12 protein-coding genes are annotated in these 14,923 nt (G+C 35.7%); 3 read left to right on the plus strand and 9 right to left on the minus strand.

Features of this window, described 5'->3' with window-relative positions; translation table 11 throughout:
• Positions 1-32: 32 nt before the first annotated feature.
• From DFQ08_RS14630 to DFQ08_RS14645, 4 genes are all read right to left on the minus strand, one after another.
• Complete coding sequence (locus DFQ08_RS14630; RefSeq protein WP_114310779.1) at positions 33-1,565, minus strand: carbon-nitrogen hydrolase family protein; 1,533 nt, start codon at positions 1,563-1,565, stop codon at positions 33-35.
• Entirely contained in the window at positions 1,565-2,542 is a 978-nt protein-coding gene (locus DFQ08_RS14635) for a deoxyhypusine synthase family protein (RefSeq protein WP_114310780.1), read from the minus strand. The genes DFQ08_RS14630 and DFQ08_RS14635 overlap by 1 nt, the downstream gene beginning before the upstream one ends.
• Positions 2,532-3,473 carry an agmatinase gene (gene speB / locus DFQ08_RS14640; RefSeq protein WP_114310781.1) on the minus strand — a complete coding sequence of 314 codons (942 nt, stop codon included), beginning with the start codon at positions 3,471-3,473 and terminating at the stop codon, positions 2,532-2,534. Before speB ends, DFQ08_RS14635 begins: the two co-directional genes overlap by 11 nt.
• A gap of 108 nt (positions 3,474-3,581) precedes the next feature.
• Complete coding sequence (locus DFQ08_RS14645) at positions 3,582-5,027, minus strand: type III PLP-dependent enzyme domain-containing protein (protein WP_114310782.1); 1,446 nt, start codon at positions 5,025-5,027, stop codon at positions 3,582-3,584.
• A gap of 698 nt (positions 5,028-5,725) precedes the next feature.
• Here DFQ08_RS14645 and DFQ08_RS14650 point away from each other — a divergent pair.
• From DFQ08_RS14650 to DFQ08_RS14660, 3 genes are all read left to right on the plus strand, one after another.
• Positions 5,726-6,244 (plus strand): hypothetical protein, encoded by a 519-nt coding sequence (locus DFQ08_RS14650; protein ID WP_114310783.1) that lies wholly within the window; start codon positions 5,726-5,728, stop codon positions 6,242-6,244.
• Between the two features lie 235 nt (positions 6,245-6,479).
• Positions 6,480-7,421: a nucleoside hydrolase gene (locus tag DFQ08_RS14655; RefSeq protein WP_114310784.1), complete on the plus strand. Its 942-nt coding sequence runs from the start codon at positions 6,480-6,482 to the stop codon at positions 7,419-7,421.
• Positions 7,422-7,433: 12 nt separating this feature from the next.
• Positions 7,434-8,414, plus strand: a complete 981-nt coding sequence (locus DFQ08_RS14660) for a phosphotransferase (protein ID WP_114310785.1) — start codon at positions 7,434-7,436, stop codon at positions 8,412-8,414.
• Positions 8,415-8,435: 21 nt separating this feature from the next.
• Here DFQ08_RS14660 and DFQ08_RS14665 read toward each other — a convergent pair whose 3' ends face one another.
• The 5 genes from DFQ08_RS14665 to DFQ08_RS14685 all read right to left on the minus strand — a co-directional run bounded on the left by DFQ08_RS14665 (position 8,436) and on the right by DFQ08_RS14685 (position 14,822).
• On the minus strand, positions 8,436-9,197 hold the full coding sequence (locus tag DFQ08_RS14665; protein WP_114310786.1) for a helix-turn-helix domain-containing protein: 762 nt from the start codon (positions 9,195-9,197) through the stop codon (positions 8,436-8,438).
• 47 nt (positions 9,198-9,244) lie between these two features.
• Positions 9,245-10,384, minus strand: coding sequence for an MFS transporter (locus tag DFQ08_RS14670; RefSeq protein ID WP_114310787.1), 1,140 nt, complete (start codon positions 10,382-10,384; stop codon positions 9,245-9,247).
• 166 nt (positions 10,385-10,550) lie between these two features.
• Entirely contained in the window at positions 10,551-11,285 is a 735-nt protein-coding gene (locus tag DFQ08_RS14675) for a LytR/AlgR family response regulator transcription factor (protein ID WP_114310807.1), read from the minus strand.
• A 66-nt stretch (positions 11,286-11,351) separates the two neighbouring features.
• Positions 11,352-13,478, minus strand: coding sequence for a tetratricopeptide repeat-containing sensor histidine kinase (locus DFQ08_RS14680; protein WP_245935449.1), 2,127 nt, complete (start codon positions 13,476-13,478; stop codon positions 11,352-11,354).
• A gap of 330 nt (positions 13,479-13,808) precedes the next feature.
• Complete coding sequence (locus DFQ08_RS14685; protein WP_114310789.1) at positions 13,809-14,822, minus strand: PorP/SprF family type IX secretion system membrane protein; 1,014 nt, start codon at positions 14,820-14,822, stop codon at positions 13,809-13,811.
• Positions 14,823-14,923 lie beyond the last annotated feature (101 nt).

Consider the following 14,923-nt stretch of genomic DNA (forward strand, 5'->3'; position numbering starts at 1 on the left):
TTCTAAAGCTAATTTTTTTTTAAATATAATACTTATTTACTTACTCGTATAACATCGTAAACATCTTTTCTACGATCTTTTAAATTCTTTACGGCACCAAAAGCATGCAACTCCCTTAATAGACCTAGGTCTACATCGGCCACTAAAATCATTTCAGTATTCGCCGTTGTTTCGGCTTTAATCCCATGACTCGGAAAGGCAAAATCACATGGCGTAAACACCGCAGACTGTGCATATTGTATATCCATATTGCTCACATTAGGCAAATTTCCTACACTTCCAGCTATAGCGACATAACATTCATTTTCTATGGCACGGGCTTGAGCACAAAGGCGCACACGCGAATAGCCATTTTGCGTATCGGTTAAAAAGGGCACAAACAAAATATCCATCCCTTCATCTGCCAATAATCTAGACAACTCAGGAAACTCCGAATCGTAGCAAATTAAAACGCCTATTTTACCAGCATCAGTTTCAAAAGTTTTTAATTGATGGCCGCGTTGCATGCCCCATACTTTAGCTTCATCTGGAGTGACATGTATTTTTTCGTAACGTTCTAAACTTCCATCACGACGGCATAAATACCCTACATTATAAAGTACATCATCTACCAGCTCGGGCATACTTCCTGTAATAATATTAATATTATAAGAAATAGACAACTGCTGCATTTTCTCTACAATGGTTTGGGTATAACGCGCTAGTTCTCTAATGGCTTGTGGCTCGTGCAAATGATTGTACTTTGCCATTAATGGCGCATTAAAAAACTCCGGAAACACTGCAAAATCTGAACGGTAAGCAGACACACTATCCACAAAATATTCTACCTGCTGCATCAAATCTTCTAAAGTCTTATAAGGTCGCATTTGCCATTGAATCAACCCTAAACGTACCACCGTTTTTACACTGCTCGCCTTTTTATTAGGTTTGGTATAATAGATATTATCCCATTCCATCAACACCGCATACTCGCTCGAAGCCGTATCCCCTTCTAAGTAGCCTTTAATAATTCTTATAGGATGAAAATCGTTTGAGGTTTGAAAGTTTAATACCGGATCATGAATTTCCTTATGCTTTACCTTCTGTAGGTATTCTTTAGGGGAATACTGTGCCTTATACTTATGGTAATTAGGGATCCTCCCTCCAAAAACAATACCTTTAAGGTTTAAGTTTTCACACAATTCTTTTCGGTAATCATAAAGACGACGTCCTAATCTAAGGCCTCTAAATTCTGGTTTTATAAACACATCAATACCATAAAGCACATCGCCATGAGGATCGTGATTCTTAAACTTATCGCCTTCAATAATATCGGCATAGGTATGGTTATCGTCAATTTTATCGTAATCTACAATTAAGGATAATGCACAACCCGCCAATTGCCCATCGATACGGATTACCACTTGACCTTCAGAAAATATAGACGTTAAACGTGCAATATGTTCTTTTTTCCAATAAGAATTTAACACCCCATCATAGGCTTCTAGGGTGGCCGATTTCAATTCTTCAAAATCGTCCACCGTTAGAAAACTTAAGGTAATATTATCAATTTTATGATCTTCCATTACATCTCTAAGAGATAAGCAAATATTAAAGGCGCCACGATAGTCGCATCACTTTCAATAATAAATTTAGGGGTATTAATATCAAGTTTGCCCCAAGTTATTTTTTCATTTGGAACAGCCCCTGAGTAGGACCCGTAACTGGTGGTACTATCACTAATCTGGCAGAAATAACTCCAAAATGGGGTTTCGGTACGTTCCATATCTTGGTACAACATTGGCACAACACAAATAGGAAAATCTCCTGCAATTCCACCTCCTATTTGAAAGAACCCAATACCATTTTCAGAATGATCCGTATACCAATCCGCCAAAAAGGTCATGTATTCTATCCCCGATTTTACCGTACTCGCCTTCAATTCACCTTTAAGGACGTAGCTTGCAAAAATATTTCCCATGGTACTATCTTCCCATCCTGGACAAACAATAGGTAGATTTTTTTCCGCTGCGGCATACATCCATGAATCCTTGAGATCAATCTCATAATGCTCTTCTAAAACCCCAGATAATAATAATTTGTACATGTATTCATGTGGTAAATAGCGTTCGCCTTTGGCCTCGGCATCTTTCCAAATTTTTACGATATGTTCTTGAATTCTTCTGAACGCCTCTTCCTCTGGAATACAGGTATCTGTAACACGGTTCAGGCCTTTTTCTAACAACTCCCATTCTTCTTGAGGGGTTAAATCTCTATAATTAGGCACACGCTTATAGTGAGAGTGTGCTACCAAATTCATAATATCTTCTTCTAAATTGGCTCCTGTACAGGATACGATTTGCACTTTATCTTGACGGATCATTTCAGCAAAAATCTTTCCCAATTCCGCCGTACTCATGGCACCGGCTAAAGACACCAACATCTTGGCTCCCGAATTTAGTTGGGCTTCATAACCTTTAGCCGCATCCACTAAGGCCGCTGCATTAAAGTGTAAATAATATTTTTCTATGAATTTTGAAATTTCTCCTTTATTAGTAGTCATCTTCTGTGTTGAATTTAGATTTTTTGTTTCCGGCTTGGGTTGTATCGTTGAAGTTACTTTCAAAATTATCTTCGATATTCTCATTTTGAAATTTATAACTCAACATTTTGTAATAGAGTTTGGCAGCTAAAAAGTCTGAGGACTTTTCCTGTTCATTTGGGCATAATTCTACGATATCAAATCCGACAACATTTTTCTCTTTAAACACCAATTTTAGGAATTCTAAGGTTTCGTAATACAACAAGCCTCCTGGCTCTGGTGTTCCTGTACTTGGCATAATGGAAGGATCAAAAGCATCCAAATCGAAAGTAATAAATACATTATCTGTCATTTGATCTATAGCCGCATCCATCCAACTATCCTCCATAACCATGTCATGAGCAAAATAAGTTTTCTCCTTATCCATCACCGTTTTCTCAATACTATCCATAGAACGGATTCCTACCTGAATAAGGTTGGTCGTTTGGCTTGCTTCATAAACCGCACAGGCATGATTGCAGGTAGAACCTTCATAGCTTTCGCGCAGATCGGCATGGGCATCTATATGCAATACCGTAAGGTCATTAAACATTTCATTAAAGGCTCTAATGGTACCAATAGATACGGAATGTTCCCCTCCAAAAACGGTAACGAATTTATTCTTTTTTATAAATTTCTTAGTTCTTTGGTGTACCGCTTCTACCATAGCTTCTGGCGAACTGTTTTCTGTCACAGCCTCGGCTAAATAAATGCCTTGTTGGTACACTTCAGAATCGGTTTCAATATCATAAAGTTCCATGTTTTCTGAAGCTTCTAAAAAAGCTTTAGGCCCTTTATCGGCTCCTTTTTGCCATGTGCTTGTACCATCATAAGGTACTGGAATAAGTACAATTTTAGCCGTTTCTAATTTTGCTAAATCTTCTGGAATACCAGCGTAAGTTATTGTTTTCATAATCTTTTTCTGCGGCAGCAGAAATCTTATTTAAGTTATCATTTAATTGAAAAAACACTCTTAATTCCCTTTAGGGGACCTTTTAAATTCGTGAGCTTTTCTATGTATTTAAAATTCTTGATTCAAAAGTTCCTTGGCTTTAGAACTCTTTTCATTTTCTTGATGGTAACCTAAAAGCCCTAATAAGTTTTCGCTTTTTTGTTGCTCTGCAAACACCTCGGTATGTAAGTTTCCATCGGCATCCTTTTGAATTAAAATATGCTTTGGTGTTGGAATTAAACAGTGTTGTAATCCTCCAAAACCTCCAATACTTTCTTGGTAGGCACCCGTATTAAAAAAGCCGATATACAAGGGTTTATCTTTGTTATATTTTGGCAAATAAATAGCGTTAACGTGCTGCTCACTGTTGTAATAATCATCACTATCACAGGTCAATCCTCCTAAAAGCACACGCTCATAACTATCGTTCCAGCGGTTAATAGGTAACATGATAAAGCGTTTATTAATCGCCCAAGTATCGGGTAAGGTAGTGATAAACGAGGAGTTGATCATGTTCCACTTCTCGCGATCATTTTGTTGTTTTTGGTACAAAATTTTGTAAACCGCACCACCACTTTCGCCAACCGTAAAGCTTCCAAATTCTGTAAAAATGTTTGGCACCTCAACACCTTCTTCTTCACAAACCAAATTGATTTGGTTTACGATTTCATCAACCATATAAGCATAGTCAAAATCAAAGGCTAGAGAATTTTTTATGGGAAATCCGCCACCAATATTTAGGCTATCTAAGCTTGGACAAATTTTCTTTAAAGCCGTATAGACCTTTAAACATTTGTGCAATTCATTCCAGTAATACGCATTATCTCTTATCCCCGTATTAATAAAGAAATGAAGCATTTTTAGGGCTACCTTCTTATTATTCTGAATTTGATTTTTATAAAAGGGTACAATATTTTTATAGCCAATCCCTAAACGCGATGTATAAAACTCAAATTTTGGTTCTTCTTCAGAAGCAATTCGGATTCCAACTTTAAATTTGCCTTCTATTGCCTCAGATAATAAATCGATCTCTTCATAATTATCGATAATAGGAATGCAGTTTTCATGTCCCTCATTTATAAGATCAGCAATATTACTAATGTACTGGTCGCGTTTAAATCCGTTGCTCAACACATAAGTTTTATTGGTGATTTTACCCGCTTTCTTAAGCGTTTTAACAATATCAATATCAAAAGCCGAAGAGGTTTCGATATGAATATCATTAGATAAAGCCTCATCTAAAACATGTTTAAAGTGCGAGCTTTTAGTACAATAACAATAATTGTACTGCCCTTTATATTGGTGTTTTTCAAACGCATCGGCAAACCACTTTTTGGCGCGCTGTATATTATTAGAAATTTGTGGTAAATAAGTAAACTTTAAAGGTACTCCATAATCTTCAACCAGTTTCATAAGGTCTAAATCATGGAAATGCAAGGTTTTGTCCTCAAGTTTAAATTCGTCTTGAGGAAAGTGAAAGGATTGATCGATGAGATCAATGTATTTATTGTTCATGTTGTCGATTAAAAAAATTCAAGTATAAAATAAAAAATATAAGCGTAAACTATGTTAAGGTTACGTTATATCATACCTGAATTTGGCTTTGTGTCGTGGGTACAAAACCATAAATATGCTGGCTAGCAGCAATCGCAGAAGCGGAAGTTAGCTCTAAAATTCGGTTACTTAATCTATAAGCGGCTCTTGAATATGACTTCCTAATTTTCAAGCGCCCGAACATAAAAACATGTTTCAATTGTTCAGCTAAAATTGGGTTTATAATCGCTTTTGATCAGCACCAATTTCAAAACAAATGTATATTTTTTTTCAATACGTTGTACTTTTTATTTTTATTTTTGAAATTATTTTTATCACGTTGAGCTTACAACCTCTATAACCACACTAAAACATTGAACTAAACCTAATTAAAATAAGCATAACAATTAAAAATGTCTAATTACAATAACGTATACTGAGCAAAAAAGAGTACAATCATCCATTTATTAGACCTAAAAAATAAGAACTATACCATTTATAAACCCCTTGAATAATAACAAGTCTTTTACTCGACTTAAACTCATATATATTAAATGGTATTTGAGACATATGGGCCAATTAAACTTTAGAAGTTTAAAAAGAATTGGAGATTAAAAACTTTACAAATTTCGTTAGCTTTATGATGAATACATACTAGTACTTTTTCCTTATTCAAAACAATGGATCCTGAAATAGAATTAAAACGCATTTGCGCCGAACATCAAGGCATTTTTAAACATGAGCCCACCAAAGTTAATGGTCCTTCAGGAAGTCTAATTCATATTTCAAAATACAGCTTAGCGATTCCTTACCAGCAACATAGAATAACTATTGTCTACGATTATGGGAATTCGGATACTGCTACATTCAAAATTCATCTTAAACAGCATCCTAAACAAGTTAAGTTTAAAATAAAGACTGTAGATCACCTTAGCCGCTTTTTACAATTTAAAAAGCATCGTTATTCGATTTCCTGTTCCAATTCAATTTTAAAAAACAGCATTAAAGCAAGTGTTAGAAAACATCAATTAGATGATTTGTTTGAAAACACCGCCTTTGAACTTCACAGCACTGGTCAGCATAAAAAAGACATTTATGAGATATTTTCTGTGTTTTCTTTAAAATATTCTTCGCATGCTGAAAGTGCCGCTGATCTATTAAATTTTCATAAAGCCCTCATTAGATCTTGTTCTCGATAAAACTCCTTAAAAAATGGTAGTGTTTAAACTTTTTCACCTTGAAGCCTTCTATTCGTCATATGACATTAGTAACCACACAGCTCTAAATTTTAAAAATTAGAACAAAAAAAGTTAAGTCTTTTTAATTAATCGCCTTACAAGTCGTAATAAATTAAGAATTTTACGACCTATACCTTCAAGCGTCGATACTCTTATTTAAAATTTAAGGATTTATAAACGCTGCTAAATTGATAAAATGACACTATTAAACTCAAAACGCCTTACATTATTCTTTTTTATAGCCACCTTAATAAGCGCTCCTTTCTGTTTAAAAGCTCAAGAAGCTGATAACAAATTAAACCTTATTATTGATGCTGATACCGCTAATGAAATTGATGATTTATATGCTATTGTGAGAGCTATTTTAGAGCCCAAATTTAATTTAATTGCCATCTCTTCAGCACAATTTCATACCTCACCCTTGGCATCAGCACAAACCGTTAAAGAAAGCCAAGCCATCAATGAAACGCTATTAGAGCTTATGGATGTCACCAACGTTTCACTTCCTATAGGCAGTAACAAGCCTTTAGTTGAATATGGCAAACCGGTGAGTTCTGAAGCTTCTCAATTTATTATTAAAACCGCCCATAGTATGCCTGCGGGAGAGAAGTTGCATCTTGTTATTTTAGGGTCGTGTACCAATATTGCTTCGGCCATTTTAGAAGACCCAACAATAATTCCGAAAATTAAAGTGCATTACCTCGGGTTTTGGCATACACCAGAAACCAATGCTTACAATAAAAAAGAGTTTAACTCTGGAAACGACCCTATTGCTGTCGAGGTTTTACTGAATACGAAACCCTTAGATCTTAATGTTATGACCGCTACCACCAGTCAGCATTTGGTTTTTACAAAGCAAAATGTAGACCGTCAATTAAAACACAAAGAAGGGGTTGCTCAATACTTAGTACAACGCTGGGAAACCTATGAACGTTGGTGGACTAAGGACGACCCTGAAAAAACACAGTGGACCATGTGGGATGTGGCTATTATTGAAGCATTAGCCCGCCCTGAACTCTCTACCATAGAAAAAAAACGTACACCACCAGAAAATACACAGCGCAACATAGGCATCCATACGCAAATTGATGCGACTGAAATGACACGTGATTTTTGGAATACTTTAAACAACTTATAACCGAAGTGCTTTATGTTTATAGATTTACAAACCCCAAAAGCCAAACTTAAAACATTTTTAGAGGATCTTAATTTTATTGAAGACCATACCGAAACCATTACCAAGCTTACAAAACCTGGTGAAGGTAATATGAATGTGGTTTTGCGTGTTGAAACTAATTTACGCTCGTTTATAGTAAAGCAATCACGTCCTTTTGTTCAAAAATATCAGGACATAAAAGCGCCGATAGAACGTATCGATGTCGAATATCAATTTTATACAACCATTGCTAATAATAGTGAACTTCACCCTTATTTCCCGAAGGTTTTAAAGTACAATGCAGAGCATCACCTTCTTATTTTAGAAGACTTAGGCACCTGCGAAGATATGACCTTGTTGTATGCTGCTCACAAGATAGACGATACACAGTTAGAACTGCTTGTTAAAATTGCAGCCCATATCCATAGCTCTAAGACGCCTCAAGGTTACCCAAAAAATAGAGCCTTACGCGAATTGAATTACCAGCATATTTTTGAACTTCCTTTTATGGAAAATAACGGGTTTTCTTTAGATGAAATTCAACCAGGATTGGAAGCGCTTTCTAAAGCGTATAAAACAGATACTATATTAAAAGAAAAAATTAAGGTGCTTGGTGACGCCTATTTATCTGAAGGAACAACTTTAATTCATGGCGATTATTATCCGGCCAGTTGGATGACCAATAAAGACGCTCTGTATATTATTGATCCGGAATTTAGCTTTTTAGGATTTCCAGAATTTGATCTTGGCGTTTTAGCGGCCCATGCTATTTTAATCACCAAAGACGCCAGTTTTATATCTAAGATTGAAGCCTATTACCCACATAAAATAGATGTGTCACGTTTAGCCCAAATTACAGGTGTTGAGATCATGCGCCGTCTTATTGGTTTGGCACAATTACCCTTAACGGCGAGCATTAAAGAAAAAGACGCTTTACTACAATTGGCCTATAAGCTTATTATGACAACTTCATAAGAGGCTTAAAAAGTAATCTTATTAATGTAGGCGTTTAAATTCTGAAGGACTCACCCCAACAGACTGCTTAAAAAAGCGAGAAAAACTACTTATCGCGCCAAAACCTAAAACAAAGGCAAGCTCTTTTGTGGAGATATCCCTACGAATTAAACGGCGTTTGGCTTCTGTAATTTGACGTTGTTGAATGATTTGCTTAGCGGTAAGGTTTAATTTATCTTTTAAAATCTGATTTAAGCGTTTGGTACTTACCCCTATTTCTTCAGCATAAAATTGGGTTTGTGTTTCCTGTAAAAAATGAGTTTCCATAAGCTCTAAAAACTGAAAAACGCGTTTTTGCTGAAGGTCTTGAGTTAAAAAGTTTGTATTCTGTAAACGGATCAGGTGCAGCAGCAGAACTTTTAATACGGTTTTTAGCATAATATAAGAAGCGGCTTCGCGGTCCATCTCCTCTGTAATAAGCTTGAAAATTTGTTGCAAAAGTCCCACCTCTTTAGACGGACTAACAATTAAGGTAGGATACTTATTAAAAAGCGCCATAACGTCTAAGGCGTACTCAATATCATCTTCATCTATGAGTTCACGTTCAAAATTGAGTAAGACGCCATAAGGACTTTTAAAAACAGTGGGATTAAATACCTCATTTAAAGGTTTAAAATGAATAATGATTTCAGAGTTGTTAAGACCTTCAAAATAGATACCCATAGAATTTACTGAAAGTAATGCTCCCTTCCCCTCATAAGATCTTATAATCTGAATTTTATTTTTCCAATGTTCCTTTGCCATAATTAGAGTTCAAGTAGCACTCAAAAATAACAAGAAAACCTATACATTTAAGCTTTTGATACGTTTTTAAACAAAGCAAACAAAAGGATTCCAAATAATAAAGCCAATACCGCAGCCGTACCGTAAATCGAATTGTAATCTTTTGAAATATAATTAATAAAGGTTGATAAGAATTGCCCACCAAAAACACCCATAGAAAATAAACCAAGGTTTCTTCCTTGAGTTTTGGCTGTACTTACTTCTAACATCATATGATTAAGCAAGGGAATGGTAAAACCAAATCCAATACCTATAAAAAGTACTGTAAAACCTAAAAACCATACGCTAGTGGTAAAGCTAAGCACTAAATACCCGAACATAAAAAACATAAAACCGAGAGTGACCGTTTTTCCATCACCGAAGGTTTTTACCATTTTAGGCATTTGACTTGCGGTTAAAATAGCGACTACAGAGATAAACGCCATAAGGTAACCAGTTTGAGACTCTGTAAAACCAAAGGCCTTAGGTAGGTATAAAGGTAAGGTTACAAAACCAACAAAAAAGAGCATCATTGCTAATAGTGAAGCGCAGAAAATTAGTCGTACTTTAAGTTTCTCCGGTTTGCCTTTAACCTCTTGTTCACTATTTTGAGAAGTCGTTTTAGCTTGGGGTAATGTTTTAGCCACTAGTCCTAAACACAATAATGCTAAAAGATAAATATAGAAGGGATACTGCCAATGTAATTCCCCTAAAATGCCGCCAATTGCTAGGAAAACAACACCTCCTAATTCAATGGCCATACCTTGCCATGCAATCATTTTTATACGAGCTTGTCCAATAAAGCAATCAGCAATACAGGCCGTTACGGCAACTTGAACGGCAACCGTAGCGCCCCCTAATAAAAACCGATCTAAAATAAGCAGGTAGTCATTGGCAATAAAAGCCCCTAAGAGTCCTAAAATAGCATACGGAATAAGACCAAAAATTAAGAGTTTTATAGCACCCAACTGTGCTAATAACCGTCCTATTAAAGGTGCAAAAACTACCACACCTAATGAGGGCAAAGTAATTAACCAACTTGGTGAAAAACTTAAATTTTTATGTGTAACAATTCCTGAAAGTGAAGGTGCTATTACCGTTCCGACCATGATGGTTAAGCTACTCACCAATAACAACGTGAATATGCCGATGTTTGATATTTTTTTCATGCGGCAAAATTCAGACTATAATTCTGAAATCCCTTTACCAGTTTTCTAAATAAGTAGACCATAATGGACAATCCTTTAAGCACTGTATACCAATAAATTTTGAAATCAATACAACGTTACCCCACAAACCCGGAATGTAATCCTTGCAGAAGTTTAGGGATAGCCCTTATTTAAAATAAGCGAGAAGTTTAGATTTTTTAGAGGCAGAGACCAAAATTTCCTGACCATTACTAAGTACCACACTACCTCCTTTGCCCTTAACGTATTTTACGATTTCATTGACATTAACCAGGTAACTTTTATGCACCCTCACAAAATTGGACGTTTCCAGTCGTTCTTCAATATATTTTAAAGTTTTACTGACCAATTTCTTCTTATTGTCCTTCAGATAGATTTCGGTATAATTATCATCGGCCTTGCAATACATAATATCTGCCGTTTCTAGAACTTCAAAACCATCCTGCTGAGGCAAGGTTATTTTTCCGTTAACCGCATGCACTTTGGGCACCAAAACCTGATCTTGTAGCGCGGTTTCTTTAGTTCTAATTTCAGTAACATAATCTACAGCTTTAATTAACTCGTCTATAGAAATCGGTTTCATTAAATAATAGGAGGCATGGGCATTAAGCGCGTCAAGAGCATAATGATTATAGGCGGTAACAAATATGGTTTCAAAAGTAATATCGCCAACTTTATCGAGCAGATCAAAAGCATTACCATAAGGCATTTCCACATCTAAAAATACGACATCCAAGTCGTGATTTCGAATTAAATCCAAGGCCTCTTCTACATTAGCGGCTTCTCCTAAAATGGAAATATGAGGACAATATTTTTGAATGTAATTCTTTAAAATAAGACGACTATTTTCTTCGTCTTCTACTAGAATAGCGTTTAATTTCATGCTTTTTTCTTTAATGTTTGAAGTCCAAGCTGTGCAATTTTTCACATTCTTCGACCTCTAAACCCATTAATCTTTTTTTAAAGTGACTACAACTTTTGTTCCGGCATCTTCTGACGTTTGAAAATCACTAATAGAGACATCAACTTTATCTTTATACATTTCATTAAGAATGGCCACACGTTTTTTGATGTTATGCATTCCTTTTGACTTATGTTTCTTTTGATTCTCAGTTTTTAAGGCTTTAGAGCGCTCCCGTCCGATACCATTATCCGTGATGCTAATGCTAATTTCATCTTTGGACTTGGGTTGTATATGAATTTTTAAAAATCCTTTTTCGGTTTTATAGCGCAAGCCATGCCAAACGGCATTTTCAATATAAGGCTGTAATAACATTGGTGGAATTTGAAAATGATCTATAACAATAGCCGGATCGACCTCTATAGCATAATCAAATTTATCTTGAAATCTAAAATGCTCTAACTTGATGTACAAGCTTAGAAGTTCAATTTCTTTCTTTAAGGGAATAAAATCTTCTTCGCTATTTTCTAAAACCGAACGCATTAATTGAGAGAAATCGGTTAAATATTTATTAGCTGTACGCTCATCATTGGTGGCTATAAACGTATTTACAGAGTTTAAGGCATTAAAAATAAAATGCGGATTCATTTGACTACGCAAGGATTTTAAGGCTAAAAGATTATTAGCCAACCGTTGTTGCTTGATATATTTAAACATCAGGTAACCCATAATAAGAAGTAGAATTAATCCTCCCGACAGAGAATAAATAATGAGCTCTTGGCGTTTATTACGTTCTTGGGTTAATTCATATTTACTTTTAGACAAGGCCCGATCGCTCTCTAGCGAGGTAATTCTGTTTTGCTGTTCTGCAATACTTCTACTGAAACGGGCGGCTTGAGATATTTCTTGAATTTTTTTGGCATATAAGGCATCCACCACAGACTTATACTCCTCGTTATAAGCCATTGTCTTTTCCGTATTCCCCAACCTTGCATTAACTTCAGAGAGCTTTCGTGTGGCATCTAATTTTACATCTAAATCACCTCGCTTTCCAGCTTCCTCTCTACTTTTTTCTAAGTAAGGAATGGCACTATTAAAATCATTATTCAGCAAGTAAGCATTACCAATTTTATAATTTTGTTTTTGGGCGGTTATGGCACTTGCATTGTGGATTATAGAATCTTTTTCAATAGCAGCGATCCCTTTAATAGCTTCTTTTCGCAATTCAATTTCACCATCATAATCGGCATTAAGGCTATTAAATTCCGCGACTTTAACCTGCGCTTCTACGGCCCGTTTTGGATTCTCTTTTTTTGCTAGATCTAAAGCATTTCTGAAGTATTTTTTGGCTTTAGCTGTTTCGCCTTGTTGGCTGTAGACTTCAGCGATTTTAGAATTTAAATCGGTGATTTTGGGAATAATATTTTGTTGCTGGGCAATCTTTAATCCTTTTTGATATGCTGTAATGGCTAAATCAAACTCTTCTGTTTTTACATAAGCATCACCAATCCCTTCAAACCATCGTGTTTTCTCGTCAAGACTTAAGGTTGCTTCATTAATATTTTGCGCCGTTTTAAGACTGGTTTTAAAATCTCCATTACGCAGAAAAGCTTTGGCGAGCTTAAGTTTCACTGCTGTTTTTTCATTATTCTGAAGACTCACTTTATAGGCCGAAATCGCTAAGTCGAATTGTTTCCAATAGTCATAAATATGACCTAACAACTCATGGGCTTCTGCAATCTGACTGCTATTAACATCAACATTTAAAGCATCACCGATAAACTGAATACTTTTTTCGGCATCTTTTTTAAGATACGCCCGAGCCGAGTCGAGGCTTTGATTAAACCGAGAAGTTTCAGTGATGGTTTTTGAAAGTTTCTGGGATGGTTTGGTTCCTACCACTTCAATAAAAATACGCTCATCAGAATTTATGGTATAATAGAGCGTCGTAAACTCCGGATGTTTAATGGTTAACTCATCCCCGATTTTGGCCTTTATATGAAAGATTCCATCCGCATCTGTAGTTACGTAACCACTACCATTCACCAGGACTTCTACATCCTTGTAAGGCGCTCTGGTATCTTTTTCGTATACCTTACCTCTTATGTTATGTATGGCTTGTTGTTCTTTAGGCTTTTCAAACGTTCTTTGCTGCCCGAAAGCCATATAACTCATCAAAAGAAAGAGGCTATAGATATAATGTATTTTAAAACTCCTCACTGGCTTATTGGTTTGTAAGACTAAGCTACATACTTTAATCGGATTCTTAAAATGAGGAATCGTGAATTCCTACCTTTATTTTCAACACATCACCGCTTTAACGAGGTCAGATGGAGTGTTCACGTATGGAAAGTGGCCTTTAACGCATTATGACTTTGGAAGATATTTTCTTTTATAGGTAAAGATGCCATTCTAGGTTTAGACGACCACAGCATTATTCCCTATTTCATAAAACAAAAAAAGCTCAATTTTCATTGAGCCTCTTTGTATAAAATTAGTGATGTATTAGTTTACTGCAGGACAGTTACACTCGTACTTCTCTCTTCTACAGTTAAAATTAAATCCTAATGTCAGTTGATGAAAACCACCTGAATTAAAATTCACTGTATTGGCTTGATAAGAATAAGTATATGCAAATACAAAATTATTGTAATCGACACCGACAAAAGGTGTGATGTATTGTAATTTTTGACTGCTTACACCAGATCCATCTTGAAACTCAGCACCATCTAAACTACGTCTATATGATAATCCACCCCAAAGCTTACCGAAATCCATTTCCTTATAAACCTTAGCATTGATATCTATAGAAGACTCTGCTGTTGCATCTCTGTACATGTACATAATAGAAGGCTCATAGCTCCACTCGCTTCCGTATTGGCTAAAAGTATATCCTGTAGAGAATAAATACGTTCTTAGATTTTTGTATTCAAAACCATCTATACCATTCCAGTTAATTCCTTCATTATCTAAAATATTCTTGGCTGTAAAATGCGCGTAAAAATCAACAAAGTGATAAGAGAACCCTACGTCTACATTAAAGTTTGTTGCACTCTGCTCAATCCCCGCAACAGCCTGATCAAATTCACCTGGCGCTAACCAAGACGTTTCATCTAACTTATACTGAAGAAATCCTGCACTTAAACCGAAAGATAACATGTTAAGATCAATCTCATTTCTAGAAAACATTAAGTGGTAAGCAAAAGTAGCATAACCACCAACTGTAGAATGGTATCCGTTAGAGTCGTTAAAAAGAACACCTCCGATAGCTACAGGAGATTCTCCTATTCTACCATTCATACTCAATGTTTGTAAACTTGGGGCATCATCTACACCAAACCATTGCTGTCTTGCTGTTAATCTTACCTTGGCACAATTAGCAACACCTGCCATAGACGGATGAATAAGATAATAATTATCTGTTAAATAATCCGAATAAATAGGAATCCCTTCTTGGGCAAAGCTAAAATTTGCCAAAAAAGCTATAAATGCTGCTAAACAATAGTTTTTTAATTTCATAAGTTTTTATCGTTTCAAGGTAAAATGTGCTTTAAATTCTTTGCGTTGTCCGGTACTTGGTTCATCGTACTCTATTGTAAACCAGTAGCCATCGCTTGGCA

This window comes from Winogradskyella arenosi, from assembly GCF_003337305.1.
GTDB classification, from domain to species: Bacteria; Bacteroidota; Bacteroidia; order Flavobacteriales; family Flavobacteriaceae; genus Winogradskyella; species Winogradskyella arenosi.